At 49.9% G+C, this 22,882-nt stretch carries 24 protein-coding genes; 7 read left to right on the top strand and 17 right to left on the bottom strand.

The features are described 5' to 3' along the window. Nucleotides 1–69 precede the first annotated feature (69 nt). Together hemE and HCX92_RS03370 are read right to left on the bottom strand one after the other, a co-directional pair. The gene (gene hemE, locus HCX92_RS03375; protein WP_169293658.1) at nucleotides 70–1,143 is read right to left on the bottom strand and encodes a uroporphyrinogen decarboxylase; all 1,074 of its coding nucleotides are present in this window, start codon (nucleotides 1,141–1,143) and stop codon (nucleotides 70–72) included. Between the two features lie 69 nt (nucleotides 1,144–1,212). Then, entirely contained in the window at nucleotides 1,213–1,986 is a 774-nt protein-coding gene (locus HCX92_RS03370) for a hypothetical protein (RefSeq protein ID WP_169293505.1), read from the bottom strand. A 231-nt stretch (nucleotides 1,987–2,217) separates the two neighbouring features. Between HCX92_RS03370 and HCX92_RS03365 the strand changes: the two genes are divergently transcribed. Continuing rightward, nucleotides 2,218–2,448 carry a hypothetical protein gene (locus tag HCX92_RS03365; protein ID WP_169293504.1) on the top strand — a complete coding sequence of 77 codons (231 nt, stop codon included), beginning with the start codon at nucleotides 2,218–2,220 and terminating at the stop codon, nucleotides 2,446–2,448. Between the two features lie 213 nt (nucleotides 2,449–2,661). Here the strand turns inward: HCX92_RS03365 and HCX92_RS03360 are convergent, their stop codons facing one another. Beyond that, nucleotides 2,662–3,651: a tripartite tricarboxylate transporter substrate binding protein gene (locus HCX92_RS03360; protein WP_169293503.1), complete on the bottom strand. Its 990-nt coding sequence runs from the start codon at nucleotides 3,649–3,651 to the stop codon at nucleotides 2,662–2,664. Nucleotides 3,652–3,761: 110 nt separating this feature from the next. On the opposite strand from HCX92_RS03360, the gene HCX92_RS03355 reads away from it, so the two are divergent. After that, nucleotides 3,762–5,438, top strand: a complete 1,677-nt coding sequence (locus tag HCX92_RS03355) for a thiamine pyrophosphate-binding protein (protein WP_169293502.1) — start codon at nucleotides 3,762–3,764, stop codon at nucleotides 5,436–5,438. A 144-nt stretch (nucleotides 5,439–5,582) separates the two neighbouring features. On the opposite strand, the gene HCX92_RS03350 is transcribed toward HCX92_RS03355, so the two are convergent. The 10 genes from HCX92_RS03350 to HCX92_RS03305 all read right to left on the bottom strand — a co-directional run bounded on the left by HCX92_RS03350 (nucleotide 5,583) and on the right by HCX92_RS03305 (nucleotide 13,863). After that, a complete protein-coding gene (locus tag HCX92_RS03350) occupies nucleotides 5,583–6,008 on the bottom strand; it encodes a F0F1 ATP synthase subunit epsilon (RefSeq protein WP_169293501.1) in 426 nt (141 codons plus the stop codon). Between the two features lie 13 nt (nucleotides 6,009–6,021). Then, nucleotides 6,022–7,419, bottom strand: a complete 1,398-nt coding sequence (atpD, locus tag HCX92_RS03345) for a F0F1 ATP synthase subunit beta (RefSeq protein ID WP_169293500.1) — start codon at nucleotides 7,417–7,419, stop codon at nucleotides 6,022–6,024. 56 nt (nucleotides 7,420–7,475) lie between these two features. After that, complete coding sequence (gene atpG / locus HCX92_RS03340) at nucleotides 7,476–8,378, bottom strand: F0F1 ATP synthase subunit gamma (protein ID WP_169293499.1); 903 nt, start codon at nucleotides 8,376–8,378, stop codon at nucleotides 7,476–7,478. A gap of 67 nt (nucleotides 8,379–8,445) precedes the next feature. Further along, nucleotides 8,446–9,987: a F0F1 ATP synthase subunit alpha gene (atpA, locus tag HCX92_RS03335; protein ID WP_169293498.1), complete on the bottom strand. Its 1,542-nt coding sequence runs from the start codon at nucleotides 9,985–9,987 to the stop codon at nucleotides 8,446–8,448. 33 nt (nucleotides 9,988–10,020) lie between these two features. Continuing rightward, nucleotides 10,021–10,563 (bottom strand): F0F1 ATP synthase subunit delta, encoded by a 543-nt coding sequence (locus HCX92_RS03330; protein ID WP_169293497.1) that lies wholly within the window; start codon nucleotides 10,561–10,563, stop codon nucleotides 10,021–10,023. A gap of 12 nt (nucleotides 10,564–10,575) precedes the next feature. After that, the gene (locus HCX92_RS03325) at nucleotides 10,576–11,046 is read right to left on the bottom strand and encodes a F0F1 ATP synthase subunit B (protein ID WP_169293496.1); all 471 of its coding nucleotides are present in this window, start codon (nucleotides 11,044–11,046) and stop codon (nucleotides 10,576–10,578) included. A 154-nt stretch (nucleotides 11,047–11,200) separates the two neighbouring features. Then, on the bottom strand, nucleotides 11,201–11,443 hold the full coding sequence (gene atpE, locus HCX92_RS03320; protein ID WP_169293495.1) for a F0F1 ATP synthase subunit C: 243 nt from the start codon (nucleotides 11,441–11,443) through the stop codon (nucleotides 11,201–11,203). 152 nt (nucleotides 11,444–11,595) lie between these two features. Further along, nucleotides 11,596–12,483: a F0F1 ATP synthase subunit A gene (gene atpB / locus HCX92_RS03315; RefSeq protein ID WP_169293494.1), complete on the bottom strand. Its 888-nt coding sequence runs from the start codon at nucleotides 12,481–12,483 to the stop codon at nucleotides 11,596–11,598. Between the two features lie 65 nt (nucleotides 12,484–12,548). Beyond that, the gene (locus HCX92_RS03310; RefSeq protein ID WP_169293493.1) at nucleotides 12,549–13,004 is read right to left on the bottom strand and encodes an ATP synthase subunit I; all 456 of its coding nucleotides are present in this window, start codon (nucleotides 13,002–13,004) and stop codon (nucleotides 12,549–12,551) included. Between the two features lie 79 nt (nucleotides 13,005–13,083). Continuing rightward, nucleotides 13,084–13,863 carry an enoyl-CoA hydratase gene (locus HCX92_RS03305; protein ID WP_169293492.1) on the bottom strand — a complete coding sequence of 260 codons (780 nt, stop codon included), beginning with the start codon at nucleotides 13,861–13,863 and terminating at the stop codon, nucleotides 13,084–13,086. Between the two features lie 96 nt (nucleotides 13,864–13,959). Between HCX92_RS03305 and HCX92_RS03300 the strand changes: the two genes are divergently transcribed. After that, the gene (locus HCX92_RS03300; RefSeq protein WP_371808386.1) at nucleotides 13,960–15,729 is read left to right on the top strand and encodes a M61 family metallopeptidase; all 1,770 of its coding nucleotides are present in this window, start codon (nucleotides 13,960–13,962) and stop codon (nucleotides 15,727–15,729) included. Here the strand turns inward: HCX92_RS03300 and HCX92_RS03295 are convergent, their stop codons facing one another. The 4 genes from HCX92_RS03295 to gpmA all read right to left on the bottom strand — a co-directional run bounded on the left by HCX92_RS03295 (nucleotide 15,730) and on the right by gpmA (nucleotide 20,378). Beyond that, complete coding sequence (locus HCX92_RS03295) at nucleotides 15,730–16,485, bottom strand: molybdopterin-synthase adenylyltransferase MoeB (RefSeq protein ID WP_169293490.1); 756 nt, start codon at nucleotides 16,483–16,485, stop codon at nucleotides 15,730–15,732. Then, nucleotides 16,485–17,957, bottom strand: a complete 1,473-nt coding sequence (locus HCX92_RS03290; protein WP_371808382.1) for a S41 family peptidase — start codon at nucleotides 17,955–17,957, stop codon at nucleotides 16,485–16,487. The genes HCX92_RS03295 and HCX92_RS03290 overlap by 1 nt, the downstream gene beginning before the upstream one ends. 62 nt (nucleotides 17,958–18,019) lie before the next feature. After that, nucleotides 18,020–19,624 carry a peptidoglycan DD-metalloendopeptidase family protein gene (locus HCX92_RS03285; RefSeq protein WP_169293489.1) on the bottom strand — a complete coding sequence of 535 codons (1,605 nt, stop codon included), beginning with the start codon at nucleotides 19,622–19,624 and terminating at the stop codon, nucleotides 18,020–18,022. 1 nt (nucleotide 19,625) lies between these two features. Then, complete coding sequence (gene gpmA / locus HCX92_RS03280) at nucleotides 19,626–20,378, bottom strand: 2,3-diphosphoglycerate-dependent phosphoglycerate mutase (RefSeq protein WP_169293488.1); 753 nt, start codon at nucleotides 20,376–20,378, stop codon at nucleotides 19,626–19,628. Nucleotides 20,379–20,527: 149 nt separating this feature from the next. Here gpmA and HCX92_RS03275 point away from each other — a divergent pair, with 149 nt between their 5' ends. From HCX92_RS03275 to HCX92_RS03260, 4 genes are read left to right on the top strand one after another with little or no spacing between them, the layout of a single operon-like run. Beyond that, a complete protein-coding gene (locus HCX92_RS03275; protein ID WP_169293487.1) occupies nucleotides 20,528–20,977 on the top strand; it encodes a rhodanese-like domain-containing protein in 450 nt (149 codons plus the stop codon). 24 nt (nucleotides 20,978–21,001) lie between these two features. Then, nucleotides 21,002–21,259, top strand: coding sequence for a glutaredoxin 3 (gene grxC, locus HCX92_RS03270; RefSeq protein WP_169293486.1), 258 nt, complete (start codon nucleotides 21,002–21,004; stop codon nucleotides 21,257–21,259). 46 nt (nucleotides 21,260–21,305) lie between these two features. After that, nucleotides 21,306–21,821, top strand: coding sequence for a protein-export chaperone SecB (gene secB, locus HCX92_RS03265; protein WP_169293485.1), 516 nt, complete (start codon nucleotides 21,306–21,308; stop codon nucleotides 21,819–21,821). An 8-nt stretch (nucleotides 21,822–21,829) separates the two neighbouring features. Beyond that, nucleotides 21,830–22,882 carry an NAD(P)H-dependent glycerol-3-phosphate dehydrogenase gene (locus tag HCX92_RS03260; RefSeq protein ID WP_169293484.1) on the top strand — a complete coding sequence of 351 codons (1,053 nt, stop codon included), beginning with the start codon at nucleotides 21,830–21,832 and terminating at the stop codon, nucleotides 22,880–22,882.

The following is a 22,882-nucleotide window of genomic DNA, read 5'->3' as shown; positions in this document are numbered from 1 at the left end:
ATGAATTTCTATATTTTGTTTTAATAAAGGGCAAATATTACCCTTTATTAAAACTGTGCACAACTTCAATTAAACGTGCATTTTCCGGCTATAGGAATGCACTTCATCCACCAGGGCGGCAACCCTTTCAGGATTGGTAAACTGGGAAATGCCATGACCCAGATTAAAAACATGACCACCCTTGCCGACCGGACCGAAATCATCAATCACCCGACGCACTTCCTGACGTACCGATGCTTCAGAACCAAACAGGCTCATCGGGTCAAGATTGCCTTGCAGGGCAACGGCATCGTTAACCCGGGCACGGGCCTTGCCAAGATTGACCGTCCAGTCCAGCCCAATCGCATCGCAACCCGTGGTCACAATATCTTCAAGCCACAAGCCACCGCCTTTGGTAAACACAATCACCGGGATTTTCTGGCCGTTATATTCACGCAAGAGACCATCGCAGACCTGCTTCATGTAGGCCAGCGAAAATTGCTGATACAGGCCATCGGCCAGAGCACCGCCCCAACTGTCAAAAATCATGACAGCCTGGGCACCCGCCTTGATTTGTTCATTCAGGTACTGGGTCGTCGTTTGGGCGGTAATATCCAGGATTTTGTGCAACAGTGCCGGCTGCGTATACAGCATGGTTTTGATGGTGCGGTAATCGGCAGAACTTTGACCTTCCACCATATAACAGCCAACCGTCCAGGGGCTGCCGGCAAACCCGATGAGCGGCGCACGGCCATTAAGGCTGCTTCTGATTTGGGCTACCGCATCAAACACATAACGCAACTCGTTCATGTCCGGAACCGCCAGCTTGTTGACATCATCTTCCGTACGCAGCGGACGCGCAAAACGTGGGCCCTCTCCGTGAACGAAATCAAGTCCCAACCCCATTGCATCAGGAATCATCAGGATATCTGAAAACAGAATGGCTGCATCAAGCGGAAAACGGTCCAGGGGCTGAATGGTAACCTCTGTTGCAAAATCCGGGTTTTTGGCAAGCCCCAGAAAAGAACCTGCGGTACTTCTGGTTTGTTTGTATTCGGCCAGATAACGGCCTGCCTGCCTCATGAGCCAGACCGGTGTATAAGAAACCGGCTGACGCTGCAAGGCGCGAAGGAAAGTATCGTTTTGTAATGTAGCAGCAACCACAGCAATCCCTTTTAATGATGAATCCAAGATTTTAACTGATTCAGGCACTTACAGGGCGACAGTGACGAACTAGAGCATATCTTTGAATTGTTCTGCCTTGATCCCGTGTTTTTGCATTAATGCCCAAAATGCCCTTCGATGCTTGCTGGAGACTCTGGCCGCCATCGCAATATTGCCACCACACCTGAACAAGGCATGCGTCACATAAGTCTTTTCAAACTGGGCAACCAGCCTGGATTTGGCTTCCTTGTAAGAATGGGCCTGACTGACAAGCTCCCTGCAACAGGCATCGACTTCGAAAACAGGAGTAACAGAGCGGCTGACCCTGGACACCTCACGGGCCTTGTCATGCAAAACAGGCGTTCTTGAGCCGTCAAGCAATTGCTTTTCCTGTTCATGCCGCAAACGCATGAGCAGGCGAACCCTTAGCTCTTCGATGTTATCGGGTGCAAAAACACAGTCAGCCACCCCAAGACACACCAAATCGTACATGGCCACAGGATGTATTTCTTTCGTTAACGCAATCACCGGACGTAACAGGGAGAGCGGCGTTTGCTGAAGCAGCATCCTGGTCCATACCAGAGAATCCTGGGAAACCGGCAGCAAAATCACGTCAAAACGCTGCAGCCTTTGCGACAGGTTGGTTAACACCGAGAGATCCGGATAGGCATCCTGACGTTGAGGGCACGAGGAAAGGCTGTCCGATGGGTAACAGTCTTCCATCAGGCTAACAGGATAGAGATTTAATTTTCGGGTATTTACATTTGTCCTGTCAATAAACGCCTTTATTCTTTCCTCAAAAGAAGGCACGACCAGAACACCACAATCCAGACACTCTCGCATTTTTATCTCCCGTATTACGATTCATGACGGGCCTCATCATAACAATTCATAACACTTGGTAACAATTGCTGCTTTCCACAATATCAAGCACCTGCAATTGTGTCTTTTTTGAAAAAAATCCTTAATTTTCAATTAATTATTTGAAAAAACAACAATTTCACTTGCAACACACTAGGGAAAACCCTATAATGGATATCACTTACTTAACACTCAATTCAAGAGAGATAACACATGCAAACCGCAATGAATTCCAACATTACCCTTAGCGACAACCTTGAGCGCGAACTTATTTCACAGGCAATCAGCGAAGAACGCCCCGTTAATCTGGTGAAAATGTTTAAAGCTGTTATTGCTTCAATTGCTACCGCTGTCAGCTCATTCGTTGAAATGTTTAAAGATACCGAAAAAGCAATTGACCAGGCTGATCGTAAAGATCACAGCACAGGTGGTTTCAGCTGGTAATTGAACCCAGCACCAAAAGCACTGGCTGCTTTTGTTGAACCCCCACGTCTTACCCCCCACAAGAGGGGAAATGTCCTGGATTGAGAAGTAATAAAAAAGCTAATAGAATTTTATCTATTAGCTTTTTTCATGTCTTGAAAAGACCGGCTGTAGATAGCTTGCCTGCCTGAAAAACACGAATGATATCAGGCAAACAAGCGACTGACGACAGAATTAATCTACGCTAATGCCACCTTTGCGGATAACGTCACCCCAGCTTTTGGTTTCGGCTGAAATAAACGCACCAAATTGTTCTGGTGTATTTTTTTCAGTAACCGCACCCAAACCATCCAGCTGTTCAACCACTTCTGGCTTGGACAGGATTTTTTCAATGGTAACGTTTAGCTTGTCCACAATTTCCTTGGGTGTACCGGCAGGTGCAACAATTCCAAACCAGGAGTCAACCGTGAAATTGGGGTAACCCAATTCCTGAAGGGTAGGTACATCAGGGAAAGCGGGAGAGCGATTTGCGGAAGTAATAGCAAATGGCTTCAGCGAACCGGCTTTGATATGCGGAGCGGAAGAAGGCATGTTGTCGAACATGACATGAACCTGACCGCCCAAAAGAGCAGTCATGGCTGGACCACTACCACCATAGGGAATGTGCAGCATCTCGATACCTGCCTGCTGCTTGAACAGCTCACCAGACAAGTGCATTGAAGTGCCTGAGCCGGAAGAACCGTAAATCACGTCTTCAGGCTTGGCCTTTGCATGATCGACCAACTCTTTCACCGAATTATAGGGCATGTTTTTGTTGGCAACCAGCACGTTGGGAACCTTGGCGACCAAGGCAACAGGCGCAAAATCTTTTTCTACATTAAACTTGATATTGTTGTACAGTGTTTGGTTAATGGTGGTGGTAATTGCCATCATTAGCAATGTATAGCCGTCGGGCTTGGCGCGGGCAACCAGGTCAGTGGCAATATTGCTGCCAGCACCGGCTTTGTTTTCCACAACAAAAGATTCACCCAACTCATCACTTAGGCCTTTAGCCACGATACGGGCCAGTACGTCGGTGGTTCCGCCAGGACTAAAGCCCACAACAACTTTTGCCGCATGCTCAGGATATTTGGTTTCTGCTTTGGCAGGAGATGTCATGGCCATAAAGCCAAGTCCGAGACTCATGGCCAGCGCAGCGACGCGAAATAGAGAACGCCCTTTCATATAGAATTTCCTTTAATATAATGTTTCGGCTGCCAGAATGTTTTCTTAAGTAGAAACTAACTTCCTATTTTGGCTACGTTTATTACAAACCCTACTATTATAGAATACTCATGGACAACAATATCAAAACTCGCAGTGGTGGACAAATTCTTGTAGATCAACTTATGGCACAAGGCGTGGAGCACGTTTTTTGTGTACCCGGTGAAAGCTATCTTGCCGTACTTGATGCACTGCATGATACTGATATTCAAATTACCGTATGCCGCCAGGAGGGAGGTGCCGCCATGATGGCCGATGCCTATGGCAAATTAACCGGCCGTCCTGGCATTTGCATGGTTACCCGCGGCCCGGGCGTCAGCAACGCATTTGCCGGCATTCATATTGCCAGGCAGGACTCTACCCCTTTAATCGTTTTTGTTGGCCAAATTGAAACCGGCATGCGTGAACGTGAAGCTTTCCAGGAAGTGGATTACCGCGCCGTTTTCGGCACTCAAACCAAATGGACCACCGAAATTGATGATGCAAGCCGAATACCGGAGCTGATTTCCCGGGCGTTTCATGTGGCGACCTCAGGACGCCCTGGCCCGGTTGTGATTGCCCTGCCCGAAGACATGCTGGTACAACTGCGTGAAGTGGCCGATGCCCCCCGCGTGGAAGCGGTTGAATCAGCCCCTACCCAATCCCAGATGGACACCCTTGAAAACCTGTTGAGTGAAGCCAAAAACCCGATCGCCATTCTGGGCGGCAGCCGCTGGAGCGAAGACAGCGTGAACGCCTTTGCCCGCTTTGCGGAAAAAAACCAGTTGCCCGTTGCCGTCCAGTTCAGGCGCCAAATGCTCTTTCCCGCCAACCACCCCTGCTTTGCCGGTGATATTGGCCTGGGCATTAATCCGAAATTGCTCAAGCGTTTTGAACAGGCCGATACCGTGCTATTGGTGGGAGGCCGCATGTCCGAGGTTCCTTCACAAAGTTACACGGCACTGTCCATCCCGGTCCCCCAACAAAAACTGGTGCATGTACATCCCGACAGCCAGGAACTGAACCGAGTCTACCAGGCTCGGCTGGCTATTAACGCAAGCCCTGCCGAATTCACCCGTGCACTGGGTAAATTAAGCATCAAGCCAGGCACTGACCGGGAGGAACTGGTCAAGCAGGCCCATAACGAATACCTGAGCTGGAGCGACCCGACAACCGTCAGCGTGCCAGGCAAACTGCAAATGCCCCATATCATGCAATACCTGGAGAACCGGCTGACTCCAGACACGATCATGACCAATGGAGCCGGCAATTACGCCACCTGGCTGCACCGTTTCCACCGGTTTACTCAATTCGGTACCCAGCTGGCCCCCACCTCGGGCTCGATGGGTTATGGCCTGCCTGCGGCTGTGGGTGCAAAACGCCTGTTGCCCGACACGCCGGTTGTCTGCTTTGCCGGTGATGGCTGCTTCATGATGCACGGCCAGGAATTTGCCACCGCCGTACAATACGGTCTGAATATCGTTGTGCTGATTTTTGACAATGGCATGTATGGCACCATCCGCATGCACCAGGAAAAGCATTACCCCGGGCGGATCAGTGCCACTCATTTGCAAAATCCCGATTTTGCCGCCTATGCCTTCGCGTTTGGCGGCCACGGAGAAAGAGTGGAAAGCAATGAAGAATTTGGCCCTGCCTTTGAACGGGCAGTGGCAAGCGGAAAACCGGCCATTTTGCATTGTCTGGTTGACCCACAGGCGATCACCCCTTCGGCAACCATTGACCAAATTCGTGCCGCAGCCCTGAAATAAACCTTGTTTTTCCACCCTGCCGGGTATGAATGCCCGGCAGGGCAGCAATCACCAGAAAAACGTAATGGCGCCAAACAAAACCGGGTTTTAAAAATACAAAAAAATAGCGCCCAAAGGGCGCTATTTTCGTACTTCTTTTGTCGCTTAATGGCGATTTTTCATTTGAGTCAGACGACGAGCGGCGCTAACCTGAGCGGCCAACATGGCCAACTCGGCTTCGACCACAGCAATCTCTGCCTTGTCTCGTGCATTACGCAACGCTTCTTCAGCCTGTTCGCGTGCCTTGACCGCTTTCGCTTCATCAAGATCTGCAGCACGAATAGCTGTGTCAGACAATACCGTAACGCCATACGGCTGAACTTCAATGATGCCGCCAGCCACAAATACCAGCTCTTCGCCTCCGTCTTCACGAACAATTTTCACTGTTCCGGGACGGATACGAGAGATCAGTGGTGTGTGGCCTGGAAGAATACCCAGTTCACCCGCTTCACCAGGCAAAGCAACGAATTTGGCCTCACCGGCAAAAATCGATTCTTCCGCACTTACCACATCAACATGTATAGTAGCCATCGCTATTCCTTAATTATAAGGTTTTGGCTTTTTCAAACGCTTCGTCGATTGAACCAACCATATAGAACGCCTGTTCGGGCAACGCATCGCATTCACCTTCCACGATCATTTTAAAACCACGGATGGTTTCTGACAATGGAACATATTTACCAGGAGAACCGGTAAACACTTCAGCAACGTGGAAAGGCTGGGACAGGAAGCGCTGAATTTTACGGGCACGTGCAACGGCCTGTTTATCTTCAGGAGACAACTCGTCCATACCCAGAATCGCGATAATATCACGCAACTCTTTATAACGCTGCAGGGTTTGCTGAACAGCACGGGCCACTTCGTAATGCTCGGTACCAACAACTTGTGGGTCCAGCTGACGACTGGTGGAATCCAGTGGGTCAACCGCAGGGTAAATACCCAGTGAAGCGATGTCACGAGACAACACAACGGTAGAGTCCAAGTGCTGGAAGGTCGTTGCAGGCGAAGGGTCGGTCAAGTCATCGGCAGGAACGTAAACGGCCTGGATAGATGTAATGGAACCTGTTTTGGTAGAGGTAATACGCTCTTGCAAAACACCCATTTCCTCAGCCAGTGTAGGCTGATAACCCACCGCTGAAGGCATACGTCCCAGCAGCGCGGATACTTCGGTACCGGCCAGCGTGTAACGGTAAATGTTATCAACGAAGAACAGGATATCACGGCCTTCGTCACGGAATTTCTCAGCCATTGTCAGACCGGTCAAGGCAACGCGCAAACGGTTTCCTGGGGGTTCGTTCATCTGACCGAACACCATGGCAACCTTGTCAAGAACGTTGGACTCTTCCATTTCGTGGTAGAAGTCATTACCTTCACGAGTACGCTCACCCACACCGGCAAAAACAGACAAACCAGAGTGCTGTTTAGCGATGTTGTTAATGAGTTCCATCATGTTAACGGTTTTACCCACACCGGCACCACCGAACAGACCCACTTTACCGCCTTTTGCAAACGGACAAACCAGATCAATAACTTTAATACCGGTTTCCAGCAGTTCAACGGATGGAGACAATTCGTCGAATTTTGGAGCGGCCTGGTGAATAGCACGTTTTTCTTCGTGCTCGATTGGACCAGCCTCATCGATTGGACGACCCAATACGTCCATAATGCGGCCCAGTGTCCCTTGACCAACTGGTACGGAAATAGCTGCATTGGTTCTGTTTACTGCCATACCGCGACGAAGACCATCGCTTGAACCCAGAGCAATAGTACGGACAACGCCGTCACCCAGTTGCTGCTGAACTTCAAGGGTAAGCCCTTTTTCAGCGAAACCGCCTGCATCATCTGCTAAAACAAGCGCTTCGTAAATTTTTGGCATGTTGTCGCGTGGGAACTGTATATCCACGACGGCGCCGATGCACTGAACGATGGTACCGTTACTCATGTCGATTCCTTACTTAATAACGATTGAAAGAAACTGACAGCCAGCAAGCCCTTGGCTTAAACGGCTGCAGCTCCCCCCACGATTTCTGAAATTTCTTTAGTAATTGCTGCCTGACGGGTTTTGTTATAAACCAGTTGCAAATCACCAATCACTTTTTTCGCATTATCTGACGCAGCTTTCATAGCCACCATTCGGGCTGACTGCTCAGACGCCATATTTTCTGCTACTGCCTGGTAGACTACGGACTCTACATAGCGATGCAACAGGTCATCAATGACTGACTTTGCATCGGGTTCGAAAATGTAATCCCACTTATATGATGCCTTGGGAAGCTGAGACTCTTCTTCCTGGGAAGTCTGGAAAGGATCAGCAAGACCATCAGGCAACGGCAATAAACGAATAAACGAAGGTTCCTGCTTCATGGTGTTGACGAAAACGTTCGTGGCAACATACAAAGCATCAATCGTGCCATCCATATAAGCATCAAACTGCACTTTCAGTGCACCAATCAGACGCTCGAGACTTGGGGTGTCACCCAACTGCACTTCCTGAGAAACCAGGTTTGTACCGATTCGAGTCAAAAAGCCCAGGCCCTTGTTACCAATCGCAGTAGCCTGAACCTTAATGCCCTGGGCATCAAATTCTTTAAGACGTGACAAGACAAGACGCTGTATGTTGGTATTCAAGCCCCCACACAGACCTTTATCTGTACTTATCACTACAATGCCGACAGCCTTGAGGTCTTTACGCTCTTCCAGATAAGGATGAGAGTACTCAGGATGTGTCTGCATCATGTGCGTAGCAATTTCACGTACTTTGGTAGCATAGGGACGGCCTGCACGCATTCTTTCCTGCGCCTTGCGCATTTTGGAAGCAGCGACCATTTCCATTGCTTTTGTGATCTTGCGAGTGTTTTGCACACTCTTGATCTGAGTACGGATTTCCTTAATTCCAGCCATAAGCCTTCCTGTTAGACGGTTTTGCAAAACAAGGGTGCAGGATCATGATCGTGCACCCTACCAGGTCTTAGTAAGTACCGTTCTTCTTGAATGACAGAACCGCTTCTTTCAAAGTGGCTTCGTCATCTTTAGAAAGCTCTTTGGTTTCTTCGATGCGATCAACCAAAGCAGTATGCTTGTGTTTCAACTCATCTTTCAAACCTTTTTCAAATGACAGAACCTGGCTGACATCGATGTCATCAAGGTAGCCATTATTCACGGCAAACAGAGACACGGCTTGTTCCCATACCTGCAAAGGCTGGTACTGAGGCTGTTTCAACAACTCAACCACGCGTTTACCACGCTCCAGTTGACGGCGAGTGGCTTCGTCAAGGTCAGATGCAAACTGGGCGAAAGCAGCCAATTCACGATACTGGGCCAGGTCGGTACGAATACCGCCAGACAGTTTTTTGACTACTTTGGTCTGGGCTGCACCACCCACGCGAGACACGGAAATACCCGCGTTAATCGCAGGACGGATACCCGCGTTAAACAAGTCTGTTTCCAGGAAGATCTGACCGTCGGTAATGGAAATTACGTTGGTTGGAACGAAAGCGGAAACGTCACCTGCCTGTGTTTCAATGATAGGCAGAGCAGTCAGGGAACCTGTTTTGCCTTTTACTTCGCCTTTTGTGAATTTTTCAACATAGTCAGCATTCACACGGGCCGCACGTTCGAGCAAGCGGGAATGCAGATAGAAAACGTCACCGGGATAAGCTTCACGGCCTGGTGGACGACGCAACAGCAAGGATACCTGACGGTATGCCCATGCCTGTTTGGTCAGGTCATCATAAACGATCAGGGCATCTTCGCCACGATCGCGGAAATATTCACCCATGGTACAACCGGCATAAGGAGCCAGGTACTGCATGGCGGCAGAATCAGAAGCAGCGGCAGCCACAACGATTGTGTATTCCAGTGCGCCGTGCTCTTCGAGCTTGCGAACAACGTTATTGATCGTGGATGCTTTTTGACCAACAGCCACATAAACGCAAGTAACGTTTTTGCCTTTCTGGTTGATGATGGCATCAATAGCAACAGCGGTTTTACCAGTTTGACGGTCACCAATAATCAGCTCACGCTGACCACGACCAACGGGTACCATGGCGTCAATCGCCTTGATACCGGTTTGCAATGGCTGGGAAACAGATTGACGGGCAATAACGCCTGGCGCCACTTTTTCGATAATATCGGTTTCTTTGGCATTGATCGGGCCTTTGCCATCGATGGGCTGACCCAGTGTATTTACAACGCGACCACGCAATTCGGGACCAACGGGCACTTCAAGAATGCGACCGGTTGTTTTAACAGGGTCACCTTCGGACACACCTGTATAATCACCTAAAATAACCGCACCAACTGAATCACGCTCAAGGTTGAGAGCGAGACCAAAAACGTTGTTTGGAAATTCAAGCATTTCGCCTTGCATCACATCGGATAAACCGTGGATACGTGTGATACCGTCGGTTACGGAAACGACCGTACCTTGTGTGCGAACATCAGCAGAAGTACCCAAGCCTTCGATACGGCTCTTAAGCAATTCGCTGATTTCTGACGGATTGAGTTGCATATTCAGACTCCTGAAATCCTGTTATTCTGGCGCTTATGCAGCGACCAATGTATCGCGCAAGCGAGCCAACTGGGCTTGCACGGAAGTATCTAATACCTGATCACCCACTGTGACTCGGACACCGCCAATAAGTGACTTATCGACAGTAACAACCGGCTTTAACTTGCAGCCAAATTTTTTCTCGAGACCAGTAAGCAATTCCTGAATTTGCGCATCGCTTAATTCAAAAGCACTTGTGATTTCTGCACTGGCAGAACCCTCATGGCGATTTTTCAGTTCTTCAAATTGCGCTGCGATCTCGGGCAATAGCAATAATCGATCGTTGTCCACAAGCAGATCGATAAAGTTCTGCATTCCTTTGGAAAGTGCAGACTTGACCAGCCCTGAGAACAGCTTTTTACGTTGATCTTTGCTTAATCTGGGATCGGACATTGCTTCACGCACATCCGATACACTTGAAATTTGTGCCAATTCACTAACAGCCTCTGACCATGCAGCCAAGCCGGCTTGATCATCTTTGGCAGCGGCAAACAAGGCTTCTGCATATGGGCGGGCAATTGTTGATAATTCAGCCATGATAATCCCGAATTAAAGCTGTGCTTTAAGTTGATTCAACAACTCAGCATGCGTTTTTTCATTTACTTCACGCTGAAGAATCTTCTCTGCACCTTTAACAGCCAAAGCGGCCACTTCTTCACGCAGTCCCTGACGAGCACGTTCTACTTCGAGCTCGGCATCCTGTTTGGCCTGAGCCAAAATACGGGCGCGTTCAGACTCGGCTTCACCACGAGCAGCTTCTACAATAAGTGCTGCCTGTTTTTCCGCCTCTGCCAATTTAGCGTGATTCTCTGATTTTGCAGATGCTTCGATCAGGCTGATACGAGCCTGGGCCTGAGCCAGATCTGCCTTGCCTTTGTCGGCAGCAGCTAAACCATCGGCAATTTTCTGACGACGTTCATCGATAGCCTTTGTAAGAGGAGGCCACACAAACCGCATTGTGAACCATGCCAATACAAAGAAAACGAGCGTCTGGAAAAAGAGCGTCGCGTTTAAATTCACGGTCGTTTCCCTTCTACTATGTTAAGGCTTTGCGAAATTGCAAAACCCGAAATTTATTGAACTCTGTCATATGCAGGCCTTATTGATAAATCATAAGGCCCGCATCTCCATCCAGTTCACACCCCATCAACAGATGGTATAGACGTTTACTGTATTAAGCGCCGAATGGGCTAGCAAACGCGAACAACATAGCGATACCAACACCGATCAGGAACGCAGCATCGATAAGACCAGCCAACAAGAACATTTTTGTTTGCAGTGCATTCATCAATTCTGGTTGACGAGCAGATGCCTCAAGATATTTACCGCCCATGATAGCGATACCGATACATGCACCGATAGCACCCAAACCGATGATAAACGCGCAAGCAAGAGCAACGAAAGCTGCTGTGGTCATGACAACTCCTTGTGGTTATGAACCTAAAACAAATTTAAAGATGGAAAAAAAACTACTAAAAACAAAGCAAACAGACCAATTAAAAATTAAATGATGCAATTTGCAAGAAAAAACATCCCGGAATATTACACGAAAAACCGGGACGTTAAATCTTAATGCCCTTCATGTGCCTGACCGATATAAACCAGTGTCAGCATCATGAAAATGAATGCCTGGAGCAAAATAATCATAATATGGAAAATTGCCCAGATGGAACCAGCCAGAACATGGCCGACCCCCAACCCAATGCTCATTGCATTGAATCCTGTCCATGCACCGCCCAGAAGAGCGATCAACATAAATACGAGTTCACCGGCAAACATATTACCAAACAGCCGCATGGCCAGAGATACTGTTTTGGCAGCATACTCGATAACGTTCAATGCGAAGTTGGCAGGGGCCAGAATAATTGCACCAATACCACTTGAATGGAAAGGAGCTGTGAACAGATCTTTCAAGAAACCACCGGGGTTTTTGATTTTGAAGCCGTAGTAAATGGACAGCAACAAAACACCCAGAGACATACCCATAGGCACGTTCAGGTCGGCAGTAGGAAGAATACGATGATAGTACAGGGGACCGTGCGCATGGCCATCGCCGGCAAGACCAAGCCAGCCAAACAGCGAAGGAAGCATATCAACGGGGACCAAGTCAAGAACGTTCATGAGCGTGATCCACAAAAATATGGTTAACGCCAATGGCGCAACATACTTGCGTGATTCAGAATTATGAATAATGCTTTTTGCCTGATCATTGACCATGTCAACAATCATTTCAACACCAGCCTGAAAACGCCCAGGTACACCAGAGGTGGCGTGACGCGCGGCTTTCCACAGAAAACCGACTACCAGCAAACCCATTGCAACAGACCAGAAGATGGAGTCATAGTTGATAACACCGAAGTCTACAATGTTTGCCTGTCCTTCTCCAAGGTTGTTGAAATGGACAAGGTGATGCTGAACATAATATGACTGAGGCGAGACATCTGCAGGTGCAGCCATTTGATTCGTACTCCACGATTTGGCAGCCAACAAGGCTGCATTACACTCTTTCCCAATGATTGCTATTAAAGCTTCCTGAAAGCCAATAACAATACATATCCCTTTAACACCGCAACCAGGCCAATCAGCAATGCTGGCCAAACCAGCGAGGTTCCGGATAATTTAACAATTAACGCAAGCAGGCCCACCGTGCCCCCGAGTTTGAATGCTTCACCCCAGAAAAACGTTAGCACGCTTGCATTTGAACCACTATAAAGCTTTAACAACATATGCAGCACGAAAAGTGCTGTTGGCACCAGGTAAGCCATGCCACCTGCCAACGCCGACATTGCGGCAGCCACACCAGACACCACCCAGCACAACACCACCACTATGGCCAGCAAAAAAAACTGTGCCAACACTATATTCACAAGCCCTTTGGCAGAACTTGCGTTAAGTCTGGCTTTTTCAGCCTGGCTCAGCTTAAGTACGTTGTGCTCGGCGTTAGCCGAATACGCGTACTTATCATGCGGTATGGTCATAACAAGGTTTCGCAATATGTCAAGCCTTAAGAGTATAACTTATTTTTTCCAACATAAGCAAACCCAAGAGGCTGTTTAATTACATATTCCTGAAATTTGCCTGACGTTTTTCTACAAATGCGTTCATACCCTCTTTCTGGTCCTCTATTGCAAATGTTGCATGAAATACACGCCTTTCATATTGCAGCCCCTGTTCAAGGGTGGTTTCCAGTGCGGTATTCACGCATTGCTTTGCCATCATGACCACAGGCGTGGACAACTCGGCAATACCCTGGGCCACCTTGATCACTTCCTCAAGAAAGTTTTCCAGAGGCAGGATGCGGGCAACCAGACCGGCACTTTCCGCTTCTTTTGCGTCCATCATTCTACCTGTTAGAACCATATCCATGGCTTTTGATTTTCCGATAGCCCTCGTCAGCCGTTGCGTACCCCCCAAACCCGGAATGGTACCCAGCTTGATTTCGGGCTGGCCGAACTTGGCATTCTCGGCCGCAATAATGAAATCACACATCATGGCCAATTCACAGCCACCGCCCAACGCATAACCGGAAACAGCGGCAATCACAGGCTTGCGAATGGCATTTTTCATGGTTTCCCATGGACCGCCAATATAATTGCTTTTATACACGTCCATATAAGACCAATCTTTCATGGCTGAAATATCAGCACCAGCCGCAAACGCCTTTTCATTGCCGGTAAGTACAATGGCACCCACGTCATCATTACTTTCCAGTGCCAGCAAGGCTTCACTGAGCGCTTCCATGACTTCGTTGCTAAGCGCATTCAACACCTTGGGACGGTTTAAGGTTAATACACCCACACCACCCTCAATTTTGGTCAATACCAACTGCTCTGACATACTACCCTCCTGTAAGTTGTCAATCATCTGTTTTTCCTGAGGTATTGTAGCCAGTTTGTTATAGTTACTCTGTCTGAATACATACAAATAGAAAAAATCCCGATGAACGAAATTATTTATACCATTACCCCCCACGATCCGGCCGGCCATCGTTTTTTTGTCAATATCGACATTCCCGCCCCCTCCCCCAACGGCCAAAAAGTCTCCCTGCCCGCCTGGATTCCCGGCAGTTATCTGATCAGGGATTTTGCCCGCAACATTGAAAGCATTGAAGCCCGTTGTGGTGAAAAGAAACTGTCGGTTGAAAAAATCGACAACAACCACTGGCAAATAGAGGCTTGCCAGGGACCATTGCATGTTTCCTATACCGTTTACGCCTGGGATTTATCGGTGCGCAGCGCACACCTTGATGAAACGCATGGCTTCTTCAATGGCACCAGTGTTTTCCTGCAAGTGCATGAACAGGAAGAGCGGCCCTGCCTGTTAAATATCAAGGCACCCGACTCGATTAACGGCTGGAAAGTGTACACCAGCCTGCCCGAGGCAAAAAAACACACTGGCTGCGCCAAACGTCATGGCTTTGGCATGTACCTGGCACCCAACTATGATGCCTTGATAGACCACCCGGTTGAAATGGGCACACCTCAGGTGGTTTCCTTCAAGGCGTGTGGCGCCACACATGAAATGGTGTTTACCGGCCAGATTCCCAACCTGGATCTGGCCCGCATTGCGGCCGATACCGCCCGCATTTGCGAATACCAAATCAAGTTTTTCGAACCCGAAACACACAAGGCCCCATTCCTGGACTCCTCCGATCGCTATGTATTCATGACCATGGTGACCGGCAAAGATTACGGTGGTCTTGAGCATCGTTCCTCGACCGCCCTGATGGCATCACGCAATGACCTGCCCACCCTTGGCAATCCCGAACAAAGCGAACAATACCGTAACTTCCTGGGACTGGTCAGTCATGAATACTTTCATACCTGGAACGTAAAACGTATTAAGCCTAAAGCATTTGCGCCCTATAACCTTTATACTGAAAACCACACCGACCTGCTCTGGGTGTTTGAAGGCTTCACGTCTTACTATGACGACCTGAGCCTGTTCAGGGCCGGCCTGATCACACAGGAACAATACCTGGGCCTACTGGCCAAAACCATTGCCAACGTCCATGCCTTGCCAGGACGTTTCAAGCAAAGTGTGGCACAAAGCTCATTTGATGCCTGGACCAGGTTTTACAAGCAGGATGAAAATGCCCCGAATGCCATCGTCAGCTACTACACCAAAGGCTCACTGGTTGCCTTGGGCCTTGACCTGACTATCCGCAACGCCACCCGCAATGAGAAATCACTGGATGACGTCATGCGTCTGCTATGGCAACGCTACGGTCGCGACTTTTTCAACAAACCAGCCGAGGGTCTAAAAGAAGACGAGATGGCTACAGTCATCAAAAGCGCAACCGGGGTTGATGCCAGCGACTACATTACGCGCTACGCATACGGCACGGAAGATATTCCATTAAAAGAACTGCTGGCCGGCCAGAATCTGACCTTGAGCTGGAAGAGCAGCAATCAAACCCCATCATTGGATATACGCACCAAGGTGACCGGAAATGTCTGCCAGATTGGCAGCGTGATTGAGCATGGTGCGGCCCACAAGGCCGGGCTCAGCGCGGGAGACACCCTGGTGGCCATTGATGGCATCAAAGTGGACAGCGACAATCTGGAAACCTTGCTGAAACGCTACCAGCCAGGGCAAAAAGTCCTTATCCATGTATTCAGGCGTGATGAACTACGCTGCTTTAGTCTTGCCCTGAATCCACCCGCACTGAACACGTGCCTGATTGAGCCGGTACAGGCTTAATCAGGCATGTACTGAAGCACACACCTGGCAATGCGGGTTTTTCTGTACCTGCATTGCATGCCATTGCATGGTCCGCACATCAAGCTGTAGCAAACGCCCTTCAAGGCCAGCGGGCATGCCCACCAGCAACTTAAGCGCTTCTGCCGCCTGCATGCTGCCAATAATACCCACCAGCGGTGCAAACACCCCCAGCGTGGCGCAATTATCAGGCGCCAGATTATCTGAAGGATCAAACAGGCAGGCATAACAGGTGGCGTCGTCATGACGCAGGTCATAAACCGCCACTTGCCCGTCAAAACGAATGGCCGCCCCCGATACCAGCGGCTTTTTCAGGGCCACACAAGCCCGGTTGATATGATGCCGGGTCGTAAAATTGTCCGTGCAGTCAAGCACCACATCGGCATCTTTAACCAGCTCCATCAAACCCGGCCCGTCAAGACGGCGGGCATGGCACTCGATAAGCGGCTCTGCATTCAGGGCATGCAAAGCCTGCCGTGCCGACTCCACCTTGGGCAGACCGATCCGCCCGGTCGTGTGCAGGATTTGTCGCTGCAAATTGCTTAACTCCACCTGATCATCATCGACCAGCACCAGCTGCCCAACCCCTGCCGCAGCCAGGTAAGCGGCCGCCGGACAACCCAGACCACCCACGCCCACCACCAACACCCTGGAGGACATAATGTTCTGCTGGCCTTCAATGCCTATTTCATCCAGCATCAGATGCCGGGCATAACGCAATAACTGAGAATCATCCATTATTTTTTCTGCTTTGCAGCACTTTTATCACCAGACTCACCGCCACTGGCATCATTACTGTCTGATGGTTTGACCGCTTCCATTTCTTCTTTAGTCAGGCCGTTGGGCTTTTCTTTGGTGATAACCCCCTGATCAACCTTTCTTCCGGTTAAATGATTAATGGCCTGCTGCAACTGAAAATCGTCACTGGAGCCAAACTCAAACATTTCCTCAGGTTCTTTAAGCATTTTAGCCGCCTTGTCTGTCTTGACCGTACCCTTCCCGCTGGCTTCAGGCGCCTGGTCATTATTCAGGTGATCACTTAAATCCGCTTCCCGTGGAAAACTGAACAGGTCACCCGTTTTGGTATCGGAAACAACAATATCCGGTTCGATACCGGTGGCCTGTATGGAGCGTCCAAGCGGTGTGTAATAACGGGCAGTGGTCAATTTAATGCCGGTATTGTCGTCCAATGGCATAACAACCTGTACCGAACCCTTACCAAAACTGCGGTTACCCATGATGGTGGCACGCTCATAATCCTGCAAGGCTCCGGCCACAATCTCCGAAGCAGAAGCCGAACCCACATTAATAAGCACCACCAACGGCACCGTGCGCGCCCAGTCGGGCAGATTTTTCAGGTAATCGGATTCATCAGGTGCATATTCGGATGGCACCGCCAGATAACGCTGCATTTCCTGTTCGCGGGCCTTGGTTGAAACCACCAGCTTATTGGGCTCGATAAAAGCGGCGGAAACGCCAATGGCGGCATTGAGCAAACCGCCCGGGTCATTACGCAAATCAAGCACCAGCCCTTTCAGGGGCTTGCCTTTACCCAAGTCTGCCAAATGCTGGGCCAAATCGGCCCCGGTGCGTTCCTGAAACTGGGAAATTCGCACATAACCAATATCATCAGGCAAGCGCTTGCTGCGTACGCTGCGAATCTGGATTATGTCACGAACAATTTTAATATCCAACGGTTCGTCCGAAGAAGACCTTTTCACCGTCAGGACAATTTCACTGCCCGGTTCACCACGCAATTGCTTGATGACATCATTCATGGGCATGCCTTCGGTGCTTTCCCCATTGATTTTTATGATCAAGTCACCCGGCATAATGCCAGCCTTGGCCGCCGGTGTGTCTTCAATAGGAGCGATAATTTTAACCAACCCCTGCTCGGCACCAATTTCTATACCCAGCCCGCCAAATTCGCCATCGGTGGATTCTTTCATTTCCTCGAACTCATCCTCATCCAAAAAAGAAGAGTGCGGATCAAGATCATTGACCATCCCCTTAATGGCAGATGCGATCAGCTCCTGGCTTGAAACCGGTTCAACATAATTATTCTTGATAGCGGCAAAGACTCGGGCAAAGCGCTGCAATTCCTCATAAGGAAGTTCATGCGATACCTTTTGCGCCCATGCTGGCATGACGGCTGTTAACAGCAAGCCTGCCGCAACCATGTAACTGACCAATCGTTTTCTGCTTGTCACAAGAGACTCCTGCCTACAATCGAATAAAGTTTCAGTGGTAAGTGATATGGGTTCCAGCCCTATTATTTTGATAACCAGGTTAATGGATCAACAGGCGTGGAGCCATTACGAATTTCAAAATACAGGGCAGGATCAACCTGACCACCGGTTGACCCTACACGGGCAATGGTTTGTCCGGCACGGACATTATCACCCACACTGCCCAGGATGCTTTGATTATATCCATACACACTCATATAGTTATTGCCGTGATCAACAATGACCAGATTGCCAAATCCACGCACCCAGGATGAAAACACCACCTGCCCACCCGCAATGGCACGCACGGGTGTGCCTTCATTGGCACTGATCAGGATACCCCGCCATACGCCACCGGTATCGGGCCGGGTCGTACCGAAACGCCCCTGCAGGGTACCACGCACCGGCCAGGGTGCGCCTTTTTGCAAACCGGTTGCACCCGATTCGGCATTGGCCGCTGCCCGGCGTTCATCTTCACGGGCCTTTTGAGCCAGCAAGGCCGCCTGCTCCTCTTTTTCTTTTTGAATCCGTGCCTTGGCCCGTTCAATTTCAGCATTTTCAGCCTGTTGTCGGGCCAGTGCCAGTTCCTGGCGAGCCTGTTCGGTTTGCTGCAAGGCATTTTGCACCTGCTGCCGGGCCTGCTGACGCTGCTGCTCGTCTTGTGCCTGGGCCACCTGCTGTTGCGCCTGAGTCAAGACCTGGGTTTGCTTTTCCTGATTCACCACAGCGCTTTGCAGCACCACATACGCCAACTCTGTTTGCGTTTCGGCCTGTTTGGCCACAATGGCTGCCCTGGCTGCCTGCTCTCTGGCCAAAGCCGCCTCCTGTTCTTTCTGACGTAATGCTTCCCTGCGTTTTTCAGCTTCGGCTTTCTCTTGGGCAATCTTTGCCAGTCGGGCCTGCTCCAGCTGCCTGGAGATGTCTTTCTGAATATCTTCAATCAGGCTGTTCAGCCGCTTTTCATCTTGGGCCAGCTTGACAGCCTGTGAGCGTCGGTCTGTTAAATCTTTTTCAATTTTCTTCAAGACAGCCGCGTATTTTTTTTGCTCGGTCTCAAGTTCTTTTTTACCTGCCAGCGTTTGTTCGGCCAGACGGTCCAGGGTTTTCTGGTGATCTGCCGTTTTTTTCTTCAGCTCATCCAGTCGGGAAATTTCCGTTTCCAGTTTCTGAACCAACTCAACCCGTGCCTTGGCCACATAACCCAGATAAGTCAGGTCCCGACCTATTTTCTGGGCATCTTCGCCTGACAGCAACGCTGCCCACGGAGACAGTCCACTGGTATATTGTGTACGCATTTGAGCCGCCAACTCTTCGCGGCGCAGCTCCATGATTTTTTGCTGGCGATCCTGCTGCTTACGCAGCTCACCCAATTCTTTTTTGGCGCGTTTACCCTGTGCCTGAAGGTCATCAAGGCGGGCATTTATTTTGGAAATTTCCGTTTCGGATTTGCGCAGCTCATCGGTAACGTCTTGTTTATCCGACTCCTGCGCCTTGATTTTTTTCTGGATTTCTTCTATCTGGTTTTGCAGGCGGGCTTTCTGCTTTTCTGCCGTTTTTTGCTGTTCGCTTAATGCAGCGGTCGTCTGGGCCATGACCAGCCCGGTGCCTAACAGCACAAACAGGGAAATGCAAATTACCCACCTGGTCACATTAGTCCTTTTGGGCTTTACCTTGAGCGGCCACGGCAGCCACCGCCGCGGCAATCGCTTCCTGATCGCCCAGATAGTAATGACGGATAGGCTTGAGGCTTTCATCAAGCTCATAAACCAGCGGCTGCCCGGTGGGGATATTCAAATTAACAATATCATCATCGGAAATGCTATCAAGGTGCTTGATGAGTGCACGCAAGCTGTTGCCATGGGCGGCAATCAGCACATTCTTGCCAGACTTGATGGCAGGCGCAATGGATTCATTCCAGACAGGCAGGACACGGGCCACTGTGTCTTTCAGGCATTCGGTCGCCGGCAGCTCCTGGGCAGGAATGCGCGCATAACGGGGATCAAAACGGGGGTGACGCTCATCATCCAGATCCAGAGGTTCAGGAGCGATAGCATAGGCACGACGCCAGACAAGAACCTGCTCATCACCATACTTGGCTGCAGTTTCCGCTTTATTCAGACCCTGCAGGTTACCGTAATGACGCTCATTCAGGCGCCAGTTCAGGTGAATCGGGGTATGCATGGCGTCCATGGCGTCCAGAGCAATCCACAAAGTACGAATGGCCCGTTTCAAGACGGAAGCATAAGCCACATCAAATGAAAACCCTTCCTGCTTCAGCAGTTCACCGGCTTGCCATGCCTGCTGACGACCCAAATCGGTCAGGTCAACATCGGTCCAGCCGGTAAAACGGTTTTCAAGATTCCACTGGCTTTCGCCATGACGCATTAAGACGATTTTGTACATACTATGAGCTCTTTTCCACTAAATTAAGAAATAAACAATTCAATACCCAAACAATTTTCTGTTATTTTAGCGAAGTCTTATCTCTATTTGTCCAGCTATTTTATAATCTGAGAATTAAGCTTAAAAAAAGCAACACTACAGGATTAAACGTGGATTTTCTTTTTTACCAAAATACCATTTATTTTTTAGCTTTTGCCCTGGTTTCAGGCATCATGCTGGCCCTTCCCAATGTTCGCAAAGGCGGTTTTGGCGGCCAGTCCAATATGTTAAGCACCAAAGAAGCCGTGCAAATGGCCAATAAATCGGCTGCCATTTTCATCGACATCCGTTCCGCTGAAGAATACAAAAACGGCTCTATTCCGCAGGCCCGTAATATTCCCATGGACGAACTCGAAGAGAAAACGGCTTCATTGTCCAAAAGCAAGCCTATCATTCTGGTCTGCAATATGGGGCGTACCGCACAAAAAGCGGCCGTCACCCTGAAAAAGCTCAACTTTGAAGAGGTTCACGTGCTTTCGGGTGGCCTTTCAGCCTGGACCCAGGATGGCCTGCCTCTTAAAAAACACACGGCAACTGCCCAGCGCAAGCACAACCGTTAAATCATTTACATAAAAAAAAGCATCATGAAAAAAGTCACTATGTTCTCCAAGGCAACCTGCCCGTATTGCATCCGTGCCGAAAAGCTGCTCATCGAGCGTGGCGTAACAAATCTGGAAAAAATCAGCATTGACACCAACCGTGAACAACGGGCTGTTATGATTGAGCGCACCGGACGCACCACCGTTCCCCAGATTTTCATTGGCGACAAACATGTAGGCGGTTGTGATGACCTGATGGCACTTGATCGCGCCGGTGAATTGACTGCCCTATTGGCCGACTAAGCCAGCAGCGCAATTTAACCTTTAATCTTCTTACATAGGAAACAGCATGGCCCAAGAGCAACAAACAGAAAACACCAATCCCGCATTCAGTTTGCAACGCGTCTACCTGAAAGACCTGTCCCTGGAAATGCCCAACTCACCCCAGATTTTCCTTGAGCAGGAAACACCGGCAGTTGAGATTTCCCTGAACGTAGGCGGTCAGCGCCTGGCAGAAACCATTTTCGAAGCCACCGTACGCGTCACCGTCACCACCAAGATTGCTGACAAAGTCCTGTATCTGGTTGAAGGCACCCAGGCAGGTATTTTTGAAATTGCCAACATCCCTGAAGAGCAGTTTGATCCACTTCTGGGCATTGTTTGCCCCACCATGCTTTTCCCTTACCTGCGCGCCAATATTGCTGACGCCATCAACCGTACCTCATTGCCACCGCTGCACCTGGCAGAAGTCAACTTCCAGGCCCTGTACGAGCAACGAATCCAGGAAGCCCAACAGGCACAACAAAACAGTGCCGCCCCTGAAGATTCCGGCATCATCCTGCCTCCCGGCGCCACCCGTCAGTAAGGGCTCGCATGTCACTTCCCGGTGCTTCGCCTCATGTACTGGTTATAGGTGCGGGTAGCTGGGGAACCGCATTGGCTGCCTCGGCAGCCAATAATGCCCCCACCCTGCTGCTGGCCCGCAACGAAGCGGTTTCATCAGACGTCAATACCCGACACCACAATACCAAATACCTGGGTGATCTTCCCTTGCCCGACTGCCTGCAAAGCACCACAAGCCCTGATCGGGCCATTGCCCATTTGCAAGGTTTCCCCCCAGAGCAAAGATTAATCATACTTGGCGTACCTGTCATGGCCATGCGCAGCACCTGCGAGACCTGGTTGCCCCTGCTGCAAAACGCCAAACTAACCGATACGCCCATTGTCTGGACTTGCAAGGGTTTTGAACAAAACAGCGGACAATTACCACACGAAATCGTGCATTCCGTATTTGGCAGCCAAATACCCAATACCGGTGTACTGTCAGGACCGTCCTTTGCCAAAGAAGTCACCCGCAATCTGCCGGTTGCCCTGACCATTGCCAGTCATAACGACATTACCGTCCAGAACACCACGGCTGCCCTGCATGCCAATAACACCCGTATTTATGCCAGCAACGATGTCATTGGTGTGGAAGTGGGTGGCGCACTTAAAAACGTCATGGCCATTGCCTGTGGCATTTCAGATGGTCTTGAACTGGGCGCCAATGCCCGTGCCGCATTAATTACCCGTGGCCTGGCTGAAATTACCCGACTGGGCATTGCCCTGGGCGGACAAGCCGCCACTTTTTCAGGCCTGACCGGGCTGGGTGACCTGGTATTGACCGCCACCGGCGACCTGTCACGCAACCGTCAGGTTGGGCTGGCCCTGGGACAAGGCCAATCGCTGGATCACATCCTTGCCTCAGGCATGACCGCTGAAGGCGTTCGCTGCGCCCGTGATGCCCTGAAACGCGCCACTGCCCTGAACATCGAGATGCCCATCACTCAAGCGGTCTGCGATGTCCTGTTCAATGCCATGCCGCCCCTGCAGGCGGTTTCAAACCTGCTGGCACGCGAAGCCAAGGCCGAGTGGCCGGCCGGGTAA

This window comes from Advenella sp. EE-W14 (assembly GCF_012923605.1).
Lineage (GTDB): Bacteria > Pseudomonadota > Gammaproteobacteria > Burkholderiales > Burkholderiaceae_B > Advenella > Advenella alkanexedens.
This window is presented reverse-complemented; position numbering and strand designations above follow the sequence as displayed.